The sequence below is a fragment of the Burkholderia sp. D-99 genome (assembly GCF_011605345.1).
Classification (GTDB): Bacteria; Pseudomonadota; Gammaproteobacteria; order Burkholderiales; family Burkholderiaceae; genus Burkholderia.
In genome coordinates this window covers 1-16,605 of record NZ_JAAOXM010000022.1, presented here as the reverse complement: position 1 = coordinate 16,605, position 16,605 = coordinate 1, and the positions used below count along the sequence as shown (strand labels likewise).

At 67.3% G+C, this 16,605-nt stretch carries 17 protein-coding genes; 13 read left to right on the top strand and 4 right to left on the bottom strand.

Annotation, left to right across the window (positions count from 1 at the left end; genetic code table 11):
* Positions 1-19 precede the first annotated feature (19 nt).
* A complete protein-coding gene (locus HAV18_RS38785) occupies positions 20-1,036 on the bottom strand; it encodes a S9 family peptidase (protein ID WP_166966133.1) in 1,017 nt (338 codons plus the stop codon).
* Between the two features lie 148 nt (positions 1,037-1,184).
* Here HAV18_RS38785 and HAV18_RS38780 point away from each other — a divergent pair, with 148 nt between their 5' ends.
* The 7 genes from HAV18_RS38780 (at position 1,185) to HAV18_RS38750 (ending at position 6,328) form a co-directional block, all read left to right on the top strand.
* A complete protein-coding gene (locus HAV18_RS38780; RefSeq protein ID WP_166966131.1) occupies positions 1,185-1,781 on the top strand; it encodes a TetR/AcrR family transcriptional regulator in 597 nt (198 codons plus the stop codon).
* A gap of 168 nt (positions 1,782-1,949) precedes the next feature.
* Entirely contained in the window at positions 1,950-2,516 is a 567-nt protein-coding gene (locus tag HAV18_RS38775; protein ID WP_166966129.1) for a TetR/AcrR family transcriptional regulator, read from the top strand.
* A gap of 224 nt (positions 2,517-2,740) precedes the next feature.
* Positions 2,741-3,166: an organic hydroperoxide resistance protein gene (locus HAV18_RS38770; RefSeq protein WP_166966127.1), complete on the top strand. Its 426-nt coding sequence runs from the start codon at positions 2,741-2,743 to the stop codon at positions 3,164-3,166.
* A gap of 58 nt (positions 3,167-3,224) precedes the next feature.
* Positions 3,225-4,259 (top strand): alpha/beta hydrolase, encoded by a 1,035-nt coding sequence (locus tag HAV18_RS38765; protein WP_166966125.1) that lies wholly within the window; start codon positions 3,225-3,227, stop codon positions 4,257-4,259.
* A gap of 428 nt (positions 4,260-4,687) precedes the next feature.
* Complete coding sequence (locus HAV18_RS38760) at positions 4,688-5,059, top strand: CidA/LrgA family protein (protein WP_166966123.1); 372 nt, start codon at positions 4,688-4,690, stop codon at positions 5,057-5,059.
* Positions 5,056-5,790, top strand: coding sequence for an LrgB family protein (locus tag HAV18_RS38755; protein ID WP_166966122.1), 735 nt, complete (start codon positions 5,056-5,058; stop codon positions 5,788-5,790). The genes HAV18_RS38760 and HAV18_RS38755 overlap by 4 nt, the downstream gene beginning before the upstream one ends.
* 232 nt (positions 5,791-6,022) lie before the next feature.
* Positions 6,023-6,328 (top strand): hypothetical protein, encoded by a 306-nt coding sequence (locus HAV18_RS38750; RefSeq protein ID WP_166966120.1) that lies wholly within the window; start codon positions 6,023-6,025, stop codon positions 6,326-6,328.
* Positions 6,329-6,410: 82 nt separating this feature from the next.
* Here HAV18_RS38750 and wrbA read toward each other — a convergent pair whose 3' ends face one another.
* Together wrbA and HAV18_RS38740 are read right to left on the bottom strand one after the other, a co-directional pair.
* The gene (wrbA, locus tag HAV18_RS38745) at positions 6,411-7,013 is read right to left on the bottom strand and encodes an NAD(P)H:quinone oxidoreductase (RefSeq protein ID WP_166966118.1); all 603 of its coding nucleotides are present in this window, start codon (positions 7,011-7,013) and stop codon (positions 6,411-6,413) included.
* A 61-nt stretch (positions 7,014-7,074) separates the two neighbouring features.
* A complete protein-coding gene (locus HAV18_RS38740) occupies positions 7,075-7,800 on the bottom strand; it encodes a pirin family protein (RefSeq protein ID WP_166966116.1) in 726 nt (241 codons plus the stop codon).
* Between the two features lie 128 nt (positions 7,801-7,928).
* On the opposite strand from HAV18_RS38740, the gene HAV18_RS38735 reads away from it, so the two are divergent.
* The 3 genes from HAV18_RS38735 (at position 7,929) to HAV18_RS38725 (ending at position 11,498) form a co-directional block, all read left to right on the top strand.
* Positions 7,929-8,846, top strand: a complete 918-nt coding sequence (locus HAV18_RS38735; RefSeq protein ID WP_166966114.1) for a LysR family transcriptional regulator — start codon at positions 7,929-7,931, stop codon at positions 8,844-8,846.
* Between the two features lie 94 nt (positions 8,847-8,940).
* Positions 8,941-10,062 carry a Fic family protein gene (locus HAV18_RS38730; protein ID WP_208102295.1) on the top strand — a complete coding sequence of 374 codons (1,122 nt, stop codon included), beginning with the start codon at positions 8,941-8,943 and terminating at the stop codon, positions 10,060-10,062.
* A gap of 359 nt (positions 10,063-10,421) precedes the next feature.
* On the top strand, positions 10,422-11,498 hold the full coding sequence (locus tag HAV18_RS38725) for a lysozyme inhibitor LprI family protein (RefSeq protein WP_166966112.1): 1,077 nt from the start codon (positions 10,422-10,424) through the stop codon (positions 11,496-11,498).
* 41 nt (positions 11,499-11,539) lie between these two features.
* On the opposite strand, the gene HAV18_RS38720 is transcribed toward HAV18_RS38725, so the two are convergent.
* Entirely contained in the window at positions 11,540-12,625 is a 1,086-nt protein-coding gene (locus HAV18_RS38720; RefSeq protein ID WP_166966110.1) for a LacI family DNA-binding transcriptional regulator, read from the bottom strand.
* 241 nt (positions 12,626-12,866) lie between these two features.
* On the opposite strand from HAV18_RS38720, the gene rbsK reads away from it, so the two are divergent.
* From rbsK to HAV18_RS38705, 3 genes are read left to right on the top strand one after another with little or no spacing between them, the layout of a single operon-like run.
* Positions 12,867-13,793 (top strand): ribokinase, encoded by a 927-nt coding sequence (rbsK, locus tag HAV18_RS38715; protein WP_166966108.1) that lies wholly within the window; start codon positions 12,867-12,869, stop codon positions 13,791-13,793.
* Between the two features lie 60 nt (positions 13,794-13,853).
* Positions 13,854-15,173 carry an MFS transporter gene (locus HAV18_RS38710; protein ID WP_166966106.1) on the top strand — a complete coding sequence of 440 codons (1,320 nt, stop codon included), beginning with the start codon at positions 13,854-13,856 and terminating at the stop codon, positions 15,171-15,173.
* Positions 15,174-15,211: 38 nt separating this feature from the next.
* A complete protein-coding gene (locus HAV18_RS38705) occupies positions 15,212-16,159 on the top strand; it encodes a dihydrodipicolinate synthase family protein (protein ID WP_166966104.1) in 948 nt (315 codons plus the stop codon).
* The last annotated feature ends 446 nt before the right edge of the window (positions 16,160-16,605 follow it).

Here is a 16,605-nt window from a genome sequence, read left to right as displayed (position 1 = left end):
CGCCATGTTGCACACGTGTTCATTGCGCACGGACCCAGGCTTCGATCGGGCCGAGCGCGCCAGGCGCATACGCGTGGCGGCCGAGCGCCATGTACAGCCATGTCTTCCACGTCGGCCAGTCGGACTCGAGCTGGTAGTCGAACCAGCCGGCGCGCAGCAGCCCGTGCGTCGCACCGGCCACGACCATCACGCGCCGGTCGGGCCGGTTCGCGAAGGCATGCGTGTAAGCGTTCGCCTCGTCGACCGGATCGACATTGCGGTCCAGCGCGCCCCATACGGCCAGCACGGGCCCCTGCATCGTCGCGAGCGCCTGCGAAGAATCCTCCAGGTAGTTGCGTGCGATGAAGCCGAAGCGGCGCGGCTCGATGTCGGGGCGGCGGTTCGGATCGGCCGGCACGTTCGACCGACCGAAGATTTCGTCGTTGTCGCGTCGCTCGGCGGCCAGTGTCGCATCGATTCGATCCGGCTGCAGGCCGGTTGCCTGGAGCTGCTGCCGCGTCAGGTAGGTGCCTTGCCGGCGCCAGCTGACGGCGCCGCCGACGATCACCGAGAACGCGGGCCGAACTGCATTCGCGACGCGCGGAATGACCCATCCGCCTTGCGAGAAGCCCAGCAGGCCGATCTTGTGCGCGGGACCGACGGTGGCGCGCACGCGCGCCATCGCGGCGATCGTTTCGTTCGCACGATCCTGCATCGATTGCGCGAGCCAGTCGCCGCCGCTGCGGCCGGTGCCTTGCTTGTCCCATGCGAACACGCCGATGCCGGCATCGAGCAGGCTGTTGACGAGCGGCAGCATTGTGTCGTCGGAGAAGCGGGTGCGCGGCCCGTCACCGTGGACGAGCAGTACAATCGGCGCTCCGGGTGCATGGGCCGGCAGCGCAAGCGTGCCGACGAGGTCGGCGCCGCCGGCGCGGAACGTGAGCGTCGACACGCTCGCGCCCTTCAGCTCGAAGTCGGCCAGGCCGCGCAGCACGAGCGCACCGGCGGCGAACACGAACAGGACGAGCGCAATGCCGGCAATGACGATTCGTTTCAAGAGACCCTCGGTGTGGTGGTGTGAGCGGATGTCGCAGGCGGCACGGACATCGGCACGCTACCTTGACGCCTGCGGGGCATCGCCACGATAATAGATCGACTGGTTAGTCTAATAAATATTTGAGTCATCGTCGAGTACGGAGTGCCTGTTGAGAAAGATCGACCCTGAAAGAGTGGAAGCGAAGCGGCGCCAGATCCTGGATGCCGCGATCGAGTGTTTTGCGCGCGACGGCTTCCATGCGACGTCCACGGCCGCGATCTGCAAGGCGGCCGGCATGAGCCCCGGCAACCTGTTTCATTATTTCCCGACGAAGGCGGCGATCATCGAGGCGATCGCGCAGGACGACCAGCGCGAGATGGCCGACCTGTTCGCGCGGCATGCGGACGCCGACGACGCGCTGGCCGCGATCGAGGAGATCGCACTGGCGTTGATGGAACTGTCGAGCGATCCCGTCTATGCGCGCATCAGCATCGAGACGGCGGCGGAAGCGACGCGCAATCCCGATGTTGCCGCGCTGTTCGCGGCGAACGAGGCGCAGGTGAAAGGGCGGATGGTCGCGCTGATCAAGCGCGGTGTGGCGCAAGGGAAGATAGACGGCAGCCTGAAGCCCGATCTTGTCGCGACCTGGCTGCTCGCGCTCGCGGAAGGCGCGGTCGGGCGGGTCGTGTTCGAGCCGGGGTTCAAGCCGCGCGCGCATCGCGCGATGTTGCGGACGATCATTCAGCGGATGTTGAAGCCGCAGTGAGCATGACGGTGCCTGTTTGACGTACGCCGGTTCGGACGCTTTCCAAGCCGGGCGCATGCGTTGGGCAGCCATTGGAGGGCGAGCGCGGGTAGGGCGCTGGACAGGGCGCATATCGCGCCCCAAAAAAATCCCTTGACTGTCTATCTATGAGTAGATAAAGTTCGCTCCATGGAAACGAAACCGACCGTCCGCGAACAGATTCTCGACCACGCGATCACGCTGATGATGCTGCGCGGTTACAACGGCTTCAGCTACCGAGACCTGTCCGACCTGGTGGGCGTGAAGACGTCGAGCATCCACTATTACTTCCCGTCGAAGGACGACCTCGTGCTGGAAGCGGTGGCGGTTTATAGCGACGAGGTCCTCTCGGCCATGCGGGCGATCGATCCGGCGTTGCCGGCCGACGTGAAGCTGAGCCTGTACACGAAGATGTTCGGCCGCACGTTGGGCGACGGCAACCTGATCTGCCTGTGCGGGATGCTCGCGGCCGACATCGAAACGTTGCCGGAGAACGTGCGGCAGGCCGTGCAGGCGTTCTTCAAGGCCAACGAGAGCTGGCTGGCGGAATTGCTGGCGCAGGGCGCGCAGGAAGGCACGTTGCAGTTCAGCGGTGAGCCCGAAACGGCCGCGCGCACGTTGTACGCGGCGTTCCAGGGCAGTGTGCTGGCCAGCCGGTTGTTTCATACGCGGGCGCGCCTCGAGGATGTCGAGGCCGTCTGGAAAACGCGGTCCTGACGGAGCGCGCAAGCAGCGAGGCGGTTCGCCGCCTTTTTATTGGATCTCTTTGTCTATCTTCAGGTAGATAGATTGTTGGCGCAGATGGTTCAACCCTCTGCATTTTTTGGGGACGTTTATCTATCTATGAGTAGATAAATAAGCGCAACGCCGGCAGCAAGGCTGTCGGCACGCGGTCCCCGGTTCGAAGGCTGTTTCATTCATTTGTTGAAAAGGAGTCTGTCATGTCGATCGAAAAAGTGCTGTACCGCGCCCATGCAAAAGCCACAGGCGGCCGCGACGGCCGCGCCACGGTGCCCGAGAGCAACCTCGACCTGAAGCTGACCACGCCGCGCGAGCTCGGCGGCGCGGGCGGCGCAGGCGCGAACCCCGAACAACTGTTCGCCGCCGGCTACAGCGCGTGCTTCATCGGCGCGATGAAGTTCGTCGCGGCCCGCGACAAGATCGCGATGCCCGCGGACGCATCCATCGAAGGCAGCGTCGGCATCGGTGCGATCCCGAACGGCTTCGGCATCGAAGTCGAACTGAAGATCTCGCTGCCGGGCCTCGATCGCGACATCGCGCAAACGCTCATCGACCGCGCGCACCTCGTGTGCCCGTATTCGAACGCGACGCGCGGCAACATCGACGTCACGCTCACGCTTGCCTGATCGATCGCACATCGAATCATCCATCATCATTCACCGGTTGAAGCCAAGGAACACCATCATGAAGATCGTCAAGCCGCTGCTGATCGCTGCCGCCGTCGCCACTGCACTGTCCGCCACGACTACCGCATTCGCCGCCGGCGCCGATGCCGTCCGTCCCGATACGACGACGAGCACCTTCCTTGCCGCGCTGAACGGCCAGAAGGGCCCGGGCCTCGAAACGCTGAGCCCCGCGAAGGCGCGCCAGGTGCTGGTCGATGCGCAGAACGGCGCGAAGGTCGACCTGTCGGGTATCGACGTGTCGAACCGCACGATCGAACAGGACGGCTTGTCCGTACCGGTCACGATCGTCCGCCCGCAAGGCGCGACGGGCACGCTGCCGGTGTTCGTGTTCATTCACGGCGGCGGCTGGGTGCTCGGCGATTTTCCGACGCATGAACGCCTCGTGCGCGATCTCGTCGTGCAATCGGGGGCCGTTGCGGTGTTCGTGAACTACACGCCGTCGCCGGAAGCGCATTATCCGGTCGCGATCAACCAGGCGTATGCGGCGACGAAGTGGGTGGCCGCGCATGGCGCGGAGATCGGCGTCGACGGCAGCCGCCTCGCGGTGGTCGGCAACAGCGTCGGCGGGAACATGGCGGCCGTGGTGGCGCTGATGGCGAAGGACAAGGGTGGCCCCGCGATCCGCTTCCAGGGGCTGATGTGGCCGGTCACGGACCACAACTTCAACACGGGTTCGTACAACGCGTATCAGCAAGGGCACTTCCTGACGCGGCCGATGATGAAGTGGTTCTGGGACGCCTATACGAAGAACGAAGCGCAACGCAACGAGATCTACGCGTCGCCGCTGCGCGCGAGCACCGCGCAGTTGAAGGGCCTGCCGCCCGCGCTGATCCAGGTCGCGCAGTTCGACGTGCTGCGTGACGAAGGCGAAGCGTATGGACGCAAGCTCGACGCGGCCGGCGTCGACGCGACGACCACGCGCTACGACGGCACGATCCATGATTTCGGTTTGCTGAACGCACTGGCCGACGATGCGCCGACCAAGGCCGCGATGAGGGCGATGGCGAATGAAATCGCGACGCGGCTGAAGTAAGCGGTGGGTTCAGGCTCGCGCTGCCCACGAGACGGGGCAGCGCGAGTGCTTGCGACGACGAGGCGGGCACATGCCCGCCTTTGTTGCATGCGGCGGGCGAGTCGGGCGAATGTGGCGGCTTGCACACCGCACACCGCACACCGCACACCGCACACCGCACACCGCACACCGCACACCGCACACCGCGCGCTCCGACCGTCCGCGATTTTCCGTCCCGGTTCGGCAACACGATCTCCTTCACGAACCGCGCCGCAACGCCGGCTTTGCGCGGTGCTGCACCGCGTGGCGGTGGCCCCGGCGCCCGCGAAGCCCCGCGCCGCGGGCATTGTTGGTACGATCGCGCGTATCGTCCACGCCGGCGCCGCAAGCCGCCGGCCATCGGTCGCGCAGCCGCCGGGCAGCGCAGCCACCTTCGGGAGAAGCGCTTCATGCTGCAGGCGTTTGCGGTCTTGCTCACCTTCCAGTGTCTCGGGGAAGGTGTGTCCTATCTGTTCGGCCTGCCGGTGCCGGGCCCCGTGATAGGCATGCTGCTGCTGTTCGGCTTCGTGATGCTGCGCCCGCAAGTGGCCGACGCGATCGAGCCGACCGCGCTCGAGCTGCTGCGCCACCTGTCGCTGCTGTTCGTGCCGGCCGGCGTCGGCATCATGGTGTCGGCCGACCGCGTGCGCGGCGATGCGCTCGCGGTCGTCGTTGCACTGGCCGTCAGTACCACGCTCGCGATCGCCGTGACGGCGCTCGTCACGCGTGCGCTGCTGCGGCGCCAGCGGCGCGCGGGCGGTGCGGCGGAGGGCACGCCATGACGGCCTTTCCGAAACTCGGCGCGATCTGGGTCTATCTCGCCGCGAGCCCGTTGCTGGGCCTGACCATCACGCTGATCGCCTATCTGTTCGCGCAGGGCGTCTATGCGCGGGCGCGCTTCAACCCGCTCGCGAACCCGGTGCTGATCGCGGTCGCGCTGATCGTGGTGCTGCTGACGATCACGCACACGCCGTATCCGACGTATTTCGAAGGCGCGCAGTTCGTCCACTTCCTGCTCGGCCCCGCGACTGTCGCGCTCGCGCTGCCGCTGTACCGTCAGTGGTCGAAGCTGCGCCGCGCCGCGGTGCCGCTGCTGGTCGGCCTGCTCGCGGGCTCGCTGACCGCGATCGTGTCGGCGGTCGGCATTGCGGCGCTGTTCGGGGCGTCGCACCAGACGATCGCGTCGCTTGCACCGAAATCGGCGACGACGCCGATCGCGATGGCCGTCGCGGCGGAAATCGGCGGCATTCCTTCGCTCACCGCCGTGCTCGTGATCTCGACCGGGATCTTCGGGGCCGTGTGCGCGCGCGGGATCCTCAACGTGCTGCGCGTCGACGAACCGGCGGTGCGCGGGTTCGCGCTCGGCGTCGCGTCGCACGGGATCGGCACCGCGCGCGCGTTCCAGGTCAGCGAGGAGGCCGGTGCGTTCGCCGGGCTCGGGATGGGGCTGAACGGCGTGCTGACGGCTTTCGTCGTGCCGATCCTGCTGCCGGTGCTGTCGCGCTGGGTCTGAGCGCCGGCCGGGCCAGAGGCCGGGTTATCGGTTTCCCTGATGGCGCAGGCGAGGCGCCGGAACGACGGCGTACGCGGTGCGCACGTATCGTGGCCGTTATCGGGAGAATTCAGGAACGCACAGGGACAAGTGCATACTGTTCGGCTAACGTTGCATCGGCGCCGTTGTCGCAAGCGGTCGTGTGCGCGCCGGTGTCCTACCCACAACCAACAATCGACAAGGAGATCCGGCCATGAAGAAGTCTCGCGTGGTTTCGGTGGCAGTAGCAGTAACGGCGTCGTTCGGTCTGCTGTTGACCGCCGCGCCGGCGGCATACGCGCAGGATCCGGCGTCCGCGCCGACGCAGAAGCAGGTCGACAAGGCGCAGAAGAAGGCGGCCCGCAAGGCCGCCCGGGCGCGGCACGCGTCGGACCTGAAGGCGATCGGCACGGGCAGCGGCTACCGGCTGACCAACGACCAGAGCAACTACCCGCAGAACGCCGCACCGAAGGCGCCCGCGACGAAGGCGGCGCCGGCCGCCCCGGCGTCGGGCCAGTAACGGCCGGGCGCCGGGCACAGCGCAAACGGCGCCGGGTCGACCGGCGCCGTTTGCGCGTGTGCGGGGCCGCGCAGGCGGCGCGTTACGACGCGAGCTTGCTCGCGAGTTCCGCGACGTGCTTGCCCTGGTAGCGTGCGATGTCGAGCTCGTTCGCGCTCGGCTGGCGGCTGCCGTCCGCGCCTGCGAGCGTGGTGGCGCCGTACGGCGTGCCGCCGGTGATTTCGCTCATGTTGACGAGGCCGCTGCACGCATACGGCACGCCCACGATCACCATCCCCTGGTGCAGGAGCGTCGTGTGGAACGACGTGATCGTCGTTTCCTGGCCGCCGTGCTGCGTGCCGGTCGACGCGAACACGCTGCCGATCTTGCCGACGAGCGCGCCCTTCATCCACAGGCCGCCTGTCTGGTCGAGGAACGTGCGCATCTGGCCGGCCATGTTGCCGAAGCGGGTCGGCGTGCCGAAGATGATTGCGTCGTATTCGGGGAGTTCGTCCACCGTCGCGACCGGTGCGGCCTGGTCGACCTTCACGCCGATCGCGCGGGCCTGGTCGACGGGAATCGTTTCCGGCACGCGCTTGAGCGTGACCTCGACGCCGGGCACCGACTTCGCGCCTTCCGCGATGTGCTGCGCCATCGTTTCGACGTGCCCGTAGGACGAGTAGTAAAGAACGAGTACCTTGGCCATGTTGCGAATCTCCGATTAAAAGGGCCCCGCATTCAGCGGGGCCCGGTTTCCCGAACGGGCGTTATGCCCACTCGGCCGTTACTTCGACCGGACGCAGGTCGAACACCAGCACTTCGGCATCCTTCCCGTCGGCGATCCTCAGCGCGTGTTCGCCGCGGATGCGCGCGCCGTCGCCTTCGCCGAGCGTCACGCCGTTGACCGTCACGCTGCCGCGTGCCACGTGCACGTAAGCAAAGCGGCTCGGGTCAAGTTCCAGCGTAGTGCTTTCATCGCCGTCGAACAGGCCCGCGTAAATCCGGGTGTCCTGCCGGATCTTCAGCGAACCGGCGTCGCCGTTCGGCGACACGACGAGTGCGAGCTTGCCGCGCTTGTCGCCGTCGGCGACATTCGTCTGCTGATAGCGAGGCTCGGCACCCTTTTCAGCCGGCCCGACCCAGATCTGCAGGAAGTGGACCGGCGTTTCCGGCGAGTGGTTGAACTCGCTGTGGCGCACGCCCGTGCCCGCGCTCATCAGCTGCACGTCGCCCGGCACGATCACCGATCCGGTGCCCATCGAGTCCTTGTGTTCCAGCGCGCCGTCGAGCACGTACGACAGGATCTCCATGTCGCGGTGCGGGTGCGTACCGAAGCCGCGGCCCGGGGCAACGCGGTCGTCGTTGATCACGAGCAGGTCGGAGAAGCCGACTTGCTTCGGATCGTAGTAATTCGCGAACGAAAACGTATGACGGGAGCTGAGCCAGCCATGCTCCGCACGGCCACGTTGGTTTGCTGCACGGATTTCGATCATGATTTTTGTTCCTCAAGACGCCGGACCTCGGAAGTGGGACCGGCCGTTCGTTGAGATGAATCTTAGGTCAATCGATTTGACAAATAAATGGCCGTGGAGATAATGACTGTCGCTATGGAGTGGATAATATGGAACTCAACGATCTGAGAATCTTCGTCGCGACGGTCGATGCGGGCAGCTTCACGGCGGCGGCCGATCAACTGATGCTGTCCAAGCAGTTCGTCAGCCGGCGCACGATGGCGCTGGAGGCGTCGCTCGGCGTGCGGCTTCTGCATCGCAACACGCGCAATCTCGCGGTGACCGAATCGGGGCAGGAGTTTTACGCGCGCGCGCAGCGGATCCTCGCGGAGATCGCCGACGCCGAGCAGGCGATGTCGGTGCGCAGCACCGAGTTGCACGGGTCGCTGAAGATCAGCGCGCCGCTGTCGTTCGGGATCACGCACGTGTCGCCGCTGATCGCCGAATTCCTGTCCGCGCACCCGGCCGTGCGGCTGAACCTCGACCTGACCGACCGGCGGGTCGACCTGATCGGCGAGGGCTTCGATCTCGTGCTGCGGATCGGCTCGCTCGAGGATTCGACGCTGATCGCGCGGCCGCTCGGCGCATGGCGGATGATCGCGTGCGCGAGCCCGGCCTATCTGAAGCGGCAGGGCACGCCGCAGACGCCGGCGGATCTCGCCGGCCACACGTGCCTGCTGTACGGGCGCGAGCGGCGCATCGGCTGGGAATTCCGCGTCGACGGCGCGGCGCGCACGTTCGACGTGCAGGGGCCGCTGGTCGCGAACAACGGCGAAGTGGTGCGCGACGCGGCGATCGCGGGGCTCGGCATCGCGCTGCTGCCGCACTTCATCGTCGGCGCGGCGCTCGACAGCGGCGCGCTCGTGCCGGTGCTCGACGCGTACGCGCCGTCGCCGATCACGCTCAACGCGGTGTTCCCGCAGCATCGGGAAGGATTCGTCACGCTGCGCACGTTCATCGGGTTTCTCGCGGAACGGCTCGGGGAGGCGGCGCCCGCGACGAAGGGCAGGGCGGGCCGGGCAAGGTAGCGGGCGGGTTTGCGGTGAATGGGGGCGTTATTCTCCGCAGAATTTGCGGAGAATATTGAGTCGTGCGGTGAATCGGTGGGATAATCTCCGCATCATGAGCGGAGATTACACCTTCATCTGGGAGTCGGCCGGCTGGCCTGCATGGCGCTTCGACCTCCCGGCACTGGCGACGCCACTCGCCGATGTCAGCCGTGCGCAAGGCGTACTGGCCGGGCGGCTGGCGGATGTCGGCCTGGCGCTGCGCGACGAGGCTAGCCTGGCCGCGCTGACGGAGGACGTCGTCAAGACCAGCGCGATCGAGGGCGAAAGCCTGAACGTGGCGTCGGTGCGGTCGTCGATCGCACGTCGGCTCGGGGTCGATATCGGCGCGCTGGCGCCGGTCGATCGCCACGTCGAGGGCGTCGTCGACATGGTGCTGGACGCGACGACCCATGCGGCGGCGCCCGTCACCGAAGCCCGTCTGTTCGGGTGGCATGCGGCGCTGTTCCCGACTGGCTATTCGGGGATGTCGCGGATCACGGTCGGTGGGTGGCGAACGGATGCGACCGGGCCGATGCAGGTCGTGTCCGGGCCGATCGGCCGGCAGCGCGTGCATTTCGAGGCGCCGCCCGCCCCGCGCCTCGCCGACGAGATCGGGCGCTTTCTCGCGTGGTTCAATGCCGCACCGGTCGAGCCCTTGCTGATCCGGGCCGGTCTGGCCCACCTGTGGTTCGTCACGCTCCATCCATTCGACGACGGCAACGGCCGTATTGCGCGCGCGCTCGGGGATCTGGTCCTGGCGCGTGCCGACCGCAGTCCGCAGCGCTTCTACAGCCTGTCGGCGCAGATCCAGCGCGAGCGCAACGCGTATTACGACGTGCTGGAGCGTACGCAGCGCGGTTCGCTCGACGTCACGGAATGGCTCGCGTGGTTCCTGAACACGCTGGACCGGGCTATCGAGCACGCGCACACGACGCTCGACGCGGTGCTGGTCAAGGCGCGCTTCTGGCAGCGATGCGCCGGCTTCGCGATGAACGCACGTCAGGTCAAGGTCATGAATCGTCTGCTCGACGGCTTCGAAGGGAAGCTGACGACCACCAAGTGGGCGGCCCTCGCGAAGTGCTCGCAGGATACGGCGCTGCGTGACATCACTGAACTCGTCGAGCGCGGCGTGCTGCAACGCTCGTCGTCCGGCGGCCGGAGCACGAGTTACGAGCTGGTGCCGTTCGACGGTTGACCGCTGTATTTCGTCGGCCCGACGATCCGGGGGGCCGGCAAGCGCCACAACGCGATCACGCTGCCTGACCGGGTCAAGGGGCAGTATGCGAACCGCGGGCTCGAGTTGGTCGTTGCGTGCGCATCGATCCTGTTCCTCGAGGCCGCCGTGGAAGCCGCATTGCGCGACGGCATCGTGCAATGCAGCGTGACTGCTCCGACGGTTGCGCCGACATCGAACGTCGATTGATCGGCGTCGCGCATTCGGGTTAGGCTTCGGCGAGCAACGGCATGCGCCGCATGCCGGGCCGGGCGTTTTTACCTCGAATGCCGCGTGCAGGTAGCTTCTACAGGCGCGCGATCCAGCGACGATCCAAGCCGATGACCCTCCAGAACCGATCGAATGCACGCGGGCAAACCGCGATTCCCGCCAGCGATGCCTCGCACCTGCGTCTGCGATCCGTCGGGGTGGCCGCGCTGCTGTCGCTGGCGCTGTTACCGGTCGCCGCGCACGCGGCCGGCTTCGACTGCGCGAAGGCCGCTTCGCCAACCGAGAAGACGATCTGTGCGGATGCCGCGCTGTCGAAGCTCGACGGCGACCTCGCGGCGGCGTGGAAGCAGGCACTCGCGAAAGGCGGCGATACGGCCGTGCTGAAGTCCGCGCAGTTGAAGTGGCTCAAGCAGCGCGACCAGTGCGGCACCGACGCGTGGTGCCTGGGCGACCGCTACCGCGAACGGCTCGCGAGCCTGAACGGCAGGCCGCTGGCCGCCGACCGCTGGCAGCAGACGTGGTATCGCGACAGTGATAATCCGTCGTTCGGTGGCGTGCTGACGTTCACTGGCACGGCGCCACGTTTGCATTTCGAGCTGAGTGGCAACAACGGCGCGAATACCGGCGAACTTGGTGGCGATATCGAACTGCACGGCAATAGCGGCACGTTTCGTCACGACCAATGCCGTCTCGATTTCAGCCGCAAGGGTGCACGCGTTCAGGTTGCGCAGCACGGCGCCGACGGCGAATGTGGCGCCGGTTCGGGCGTCGTCTACTCGGGCGATTATGTGACGGCGTCGCAGATGCAGGCGAAGCCGCCGGCGGATCTCGTGAGCCTGGATGTGCTCGCCAATGCGACGCAGAACGCGACCGCGCACAAACTGCTCGGTGGCGATTACCAGACGCTTGTCGACATCATCAATTACAGCGTCGACGAAAAGGATCTCGACGGGCTGAACGCGCACGTGGCGTCGTACTGGGTGCGCGGCATCGCAACGACGAACGCAGCGATCGTGATGCGCCGCGGCAACGATTTGTGGATCGGGCTGCTCGTGTTCGACGCGCAGAACAACGTCCGGATGCGCTATTACTCGAACGTGCCGGCGTGGAAGAAAACCGTGCCGAAGACCATCCAGGCGTGGCACGACAATCTCGACAAGACGCTGCCGGTCGACGTGATGCAATGACGAGCGGGCCGGGCAGTCTGAGCCGCCCGGCGCGTGCCTCTTCATTTCTTTCGCACTGCGCGTGCCTGCGCCGGTGGTGCAGCCGATTCCCGCGTACGCAATTCGGGCACGACGGCATGACCGGGCCCCGCTGCGCCGTTCTCGAGCGCGTCGAGCAATGCCTGTGCGGCCTGGCGCCCGATCGCGTCGGTGTCGACCCACATCGTCGTCAGCGGCGGCTGGATCTCGCGCGCGAGCGCGATGTCATCGAACCCGGTGATCGACAATTGCGTGGGCACGTCGATGCCGAGCGCCTGCGCTTCGAGCAATGCACCGAGCGCGAGTGCGTCGTTGCCGCAGATCACGGCCGTCGGCCGCGTCGCCGCGTCGCTGCCGGCGATCGCGCGCAGGCTCGCTCGCCCGAAGGCAATCGTGGCCGCGCCTTCGTGCTGATGGACAGGGCGCACCGCGAGCCCGCGCGCGGCGAGCGTGTCGTGAATGCCGCGCAGGCGGGCCTGCACGCGGTCGTTGTCGGCCGACGGCTGCATGATGATCGCGAAATCGCGATGGCCGAGGTCGAGCAGGTGGGTGGTGAGCCGCGCGAACGCCGCGCGGTTGTCGAAGCCGATGCAGCAGTGCGGGCTGTCGTCGCGATACGCATAAGTGACGACGTACGGCACGCGGTGCATCGCAAGGAGTTCGAACAGTTCCGGCGGATACGCTTCGCCGACCAGCGACACGGCTTCCACGCCGCGCGACAGCATCGCGCGCACCTGGGCCAGCGCCTGCGCGGGATCGTAGTTCGAGCAGCCGAGGAACAGCGTGATGCCGTGCTCGGCCATGACCGTCTGCATGCCGGCGACCTGCGACGCGAACACCTGGTCGTCGAGCGTCGGGATGATCGCGCCCGTGATGTGGGTGCGCGTGGACGCGAGCGCGCGGCCCGCCGCATTCGGAATCCAGTTCAGCGTGCGTGCGGCGTCGCGCACGCGCTGCTGCACGTCGGCCGACACCTTGCCGGGATCGTTGTACACGCGCGAAACGGTTGCGGTCGATACGCCGGCCAGCTTCGCGACGTCGCCGAGCACCGAGCGGCCGCTGCCGCGGCGCGCCCGGGGCGCGCCGGCGCGGGACGGAGGCGCGCTCATCGGCCGTCTCCCGGCGTGGCGGCGGTGACGGCACCGCGCGTTGTCAGATGCATCGTTGTTTACCCTCGATTCGTGGTGGCACCGCTTGCATTCCCGATCGACCCTGTGAGAATGTAAGCGCTATCTTGGCGTGCTTCCGTATTATGTCAGACACATATTCTATCCATATCGTGAAATTTTCATCGACGACGGCCGTTCCGGTCATTTTGTCCGCTGCAAATGTAAGCGATTACATTGAGAAATGAACGACGCTCATTCACCGCGCATCGCCGTCGTCGGCAGCGTGAACATCGACCTCGTGACGCGCGCGCCGCGCCTGCCGGTGCCGGGCGAGACGCTGCTCGGCACGGATTTCCAGACCGTTCATGGCGGCAAGGGGGCGAACCAGGCGGTCGCGGCCGCGCGCCTGGGCGCGTCGGTCGCGATGATCGGCTGCGTCGGTGACGACGCGTTCGGTGCACGCCTGCACGACGCGCTGGCGGCCGAACGCATCGACGTGACGCACCTGGACCGGATCGGCGGCACGGCGACCGGGGTGGCCACGATCACGGTCGACGATGGCGGCGCGAACAGCATCGTGGTCGTGCCCGGCGCGAATGCGCGTCTCGATGCCGACCGGATCGACGCGGCGCGCGAAGCGATCGCGGGGGCGGCGCTGCTCGTGTGCCAGCTCGAAGTGCCGCTTGCCACCGTCGCGCGCGCCATTGCCTGTGCATCCGCGCACCACACGCCGGTGCTGCTCAATCCCGCGCCCGCGCAGCCGCTGTTCGACGCGCTGCTGGCACGGGTCGACTACCTCGTCGTCAACGAAACCGAAGCCGAGTCGCTGACCGGCATCGCCGTCGACGACGATGCGTCGGCCGTGCGCGCCGCCGATGCGCTGTGCGCGAAGGGTGCCGGCAACGTACTGGTCACGCTCGGCGCGCGGGGCGTTTGCTGGCGCGGCGGTGCAGGCAACGGCCGCGTGCGGGCGATGACGGTGGTCGCCGTCGATACGACCGCGGCCGGCGACACGTTCGTCGGCGGGTTCGCGGCGGCCCGCGCGGGCGGCGCGTCGATGGACGACGCGATCGGCTTCGGCCAGCGCGCCGCCGCGATCAGCGTGACGCGCTACGGCGCGCAGACTTCGATCCCGACGCGCGAGGAAGTGGCGCGCCTGCACCCCTGAATTCCGCATCAGACGGACAGGCCGGAACCGGCCGATACCAGTGACATGGAGACAACCGCAATGAACGAATCCCCGACAGTTCCGCCCGCACCGCCGCGTATCCGGCGCGGGCAACGCATCGCGCTCGCGCTGCTGATGGCGAGCGGCATCGTCAACTATCTCGATCGCGGCACGCTGGCCGTCGCGAGCTCGGCAATCCGCGGCGATCTCGGCTTGTCGCTCTCGGAGATGGGGCTGCTGCTGTCGGCCTTCTCGTGGAGCTATGCGCTGTGCCAGTTCCCGGTCGGCGGGCTCGTCGACCGCATCGGGCCGCGCCGGCTGCTCGGCGTCGGGTTGATCGTCTGGTCGTTCGCGCAGGCGTCGGGCGGCATCGTGTCGACTTTCGGCTGGTTCATCGTCGCGCGCATCGTGCTCGGCATCGGCGAGGCGCCGCAATTTCCGTCGGCCGCGCGGGTGGTGAGCAACTGGTTTCCGCTGCGCGCGCGCGGCACGCCGACCGGGATCTTCAACGCCGCGTCGCCGCTCGGCACCGCGCTCGCGCCGTTGCTGCTGTCGATCCTCGTCGCGTCGTTCGACTGGCGCTGGGCATTCATCGCGACGGGGGCGCTCGGTCTTGTCGTCGCCGTCGTCTGGTTCGCGCTGTATCGCGATCCGGTGCGCGCGCAACTGTCCGCCGCCGAGCGCAGCTATCTCGATGCCGACGCGCAAAGCGTGGCCGCGGCGCCGAAACTGACTTTCGGCGAATGGCGCAGCCTGTTCTCGCACGGCACGACCTGGGGAATGCTGATCGGTTACTTCGGATCCGTGTACCTGAACTGGGTCTACCTGACCTGGCTGCCTGGCTACCTGACGATGGAACGGCACATGAGCCTGATCCGTACCGGCTTTGCCGCGTCGGTGCCGTTCCTGTGCGGGTTCGTCGGTTCGCTGGTCGCCGGCTGGCTGTCGGACCTGATCACGCGCCGCAGCCGTTCGCCGGTCGTGAGCCGGCGCAATGCGGTGGTGGTCGCGATGCTCGGGATGGTCGCCTTCACGATCCCCGCCGCGCTCGTGCAGAGCAACACGGTGGCGCTCGCGTGCATTTCGGTCGTGATCTTTCTCGCGAACGCGGCGTCGGCCTGCTCGTGGGCGCTTGCGACGGCGGCCGCGCCGCCGAACCGCGTCGCATCGCTCGGCGCGATCCAGAATTTCGGCGGTTTCATCGGCGGCGCGCTCGCGCCGATCCTGACGGGCGTCATTGCGCAGAAGTGGTCGTTCGTGCCGGCGCTGCTGGCGGCCGCGGCGATCGCGTTCGCTGGTGCAATGGCCTATCTTCTGTTGGTGCGCAAGCCGATTCCCGAGCAGGCCGCGAACGCCGCGTCCGGACCGTTGCCGGCGTGAGCCCGCCCACCCGCATTCACTGAAGCAAGGAGAAACAGATGCAACACCCGCAGCAATCGAACGTGACCATCGAGGGGATCGTGCCGGTGATGTTGACGCCGTTCGACGATGCCGGCGCGATCGACTACGCAGGGCTCGAGCGGCTGATCGAGTGGTATCTGGCGCACGGCGCCGATGCGTTGTTCGCGGTCGCGCAATCGAGCGAGATGCAGTTCCTGAGTCTGGCCGAACGCGCCGAGCTCGCGCGCTTCGTGGTCGAACGGGTGGCCGGGCGCGTGCCCGTCGTCGCGTCCGGGCACATCAGCGACGATCTCGACGCGCAGGTCGCGGAGTTGTGCGCGGCGGCCGAATCGGGCGCGCAGGGCGTTGTGCTCGTGACCAACCGCCTCGATCCGCAGCGCAAGGGCAGTGCCGCGTTGCTCGACCATCTTCACCGGCTGCTGGCGCGATTGCCGTCGGATTTGCCGCTCGGGCTGTACGAGTGTCCGGCGCCTTACCGGCGACTGCTGTCGGACGACGAACTGCGCGCGTGCATCGACACGGGCCGGTTCGTGATGCTCAAGGACGTGAGCTGCGACCTGGAGACGGTGAAGCGGCGCGTCGCGCTCGCCGAGGGTTCGCCGTTGAAGATCCTCAACGCGAATGCCGCGATTGCGTGGGATGCGATGAAGGCGGGTTCCGCCGGCTTCAACGGCGTGTTCACCAACTTCCATCCGGATCTGTACCGGTGGTTGCGCACGCAAGGGGATACGCATCCGGCGCTGGCCGACGAGCTCTCGACGTTCCTGGTCGTCTCGGCGGTGTCGGAGGCGCTGGGGTATCCGGCGCTCGCGAAGCTCTATCACCAGCGGATCGGCACCTTCGCGTCGATCCGCTGCCGCGCGATCGACTACGACGTGCGTGAACGATTCTGGGCACTCGATGCGGTGCTCGACAAGATCGTGGCCGGCACCGAGCATTTCCGCCGTCGGATCGCTGCGCAATAGTGCACGCGGTGTGCCGTCCGCGGCTTGCGGTGCGCGAGGGCATGGTGTGCTGTACAGGCGGCTGCTCGCGGATGGGTTCGGCGGGAAGCGTGCGGCGGCGCACGGTGGCTGCAAGTAAGGTCGGCTTGTTGCGATGCGTACGCGTCGAGACAAGCGGTATTGGCGGCGTATCTGCTATGCCCCGGATTGCATGAACCCGGCACGTGTTCGGGCCGAACGTGTCATGCGGCGAACCTATCGTGAGTTTCGATGCTGTCGAGGGCGGCAAAGCCGGGCCGCCGCATTGACTGACCGGTCAGGCGGCCCATTGTCATGAACGACGGTGGGCCGCCGACACCACACCGACGCACGGCCCCATCTTCTTCCATCCCATCGCACCATCGAGCCGCCCGCCGCCCGCCGCCCGCCGCCCGCCGCCCGCCGCCCGCCGCCCGCCGCCCGCCGCC

Coding starts and splice junctions, on each gene's coding strand:
- HAV18_RS38760 (WP_166966123.1), top strand. CDS start 4,688: ATGCTGCAGGCGTTTGCGGTCTTGCTCACCTTCCAGTGTCTCGGGGAA.
- HAV18_RS38740 (WP_166966116.1), bottom strand. CDS start 7,800: ATGATCGAAATCCGTGCAGCAAACCAACGTGGCCGTGCGGAGCATGGC.
- HAV18_RS38735 (WP_166966114.1), top strand. CDS start 7,929: ATGGAACTCAACGATCTGAGAATCTTCGTCGCGACGGTCGATGCGGGC.
- HAV18_RS38765 (WP_166966125.1), top strand. CDS start 3,225: ATGAAGATCGTCAAGCCGCTGCTGATCGCTGCCGCCGTCGCCACTGCA.
- HAV18_RS38705 (WP_166966104.1), top strand. CDS start 15,212: ATGCAACACCCGCAGCAATCGAACGTGACCATCGAGGGGATCGTGCCG.
- HAV18_RS38775 (WP_166966129.1), top strand. CDS start 1,950: ATGGAAACGAAACCGACCGTCCGCGAACAGATTCTCGACCACGCGATC.
- wrbA (WP_166966118.1), bottom strand. CDS start 7,013: ATGGCCAAGGTACTCGTTCTTTACTACTCGTCCTACGGGCACGTCGAA.
- HAV18_RS38750 (WP_166966120.1), top strand. CDS start 6,023: ATGAAGAAGTCTCGCGTGGTTTCGGTGGCAGTAGCAGTAACGGCGTCG.
- HAV18_RS38710 (WP_166966106.1), top strand. CDS start 13,854: ATGAACGAATCCCCGACAGTTCCGCCCGCACCGCCGCGTATCCGGCGC.
- rbsK (WP_166966108.1), top strand. CDS start 12,867: ATGAACGACGCTCATTCACCGCGCATCGCCGTCGTCGGCAGCGTGAAC.
- HAV18_RS38755 (WP_166966122.1), top strand. CDS start 5,056: ATGACGGCCTTTCCGAAACTCGGCGCGATCTGGGTCTATCTCGCCGCG.
- HAV18_RS38725 (WP_166966112.1), top strand. CDS start 10,422: ATGACCCTCCAGAACCGATCGAATGCACGCGGGCAAACCGCGATTCCC.
- HAV18_RS38770 (WP_166966127.1), top strand. CDS start 2,741: ATGTCGATCGAAAAAGTGCTGTACCGCGCCCATGCAAAAGCCACAGGC.
- HAV18_RS38720 (WP_166966110.1), bottom strand. CDS start 12,625: ATGAGCGCGCCTCCGTCCCGCGCCGGCGCGCCCCGGGCGCGCCGCGGC.
- HAV18_RS38730 (WP_208102295.1), top strand. CDS start 8,941: ATGAGCGGAGATTACACCTTCATCTGGGAGTCGGCCGGCTGGCCTGCA.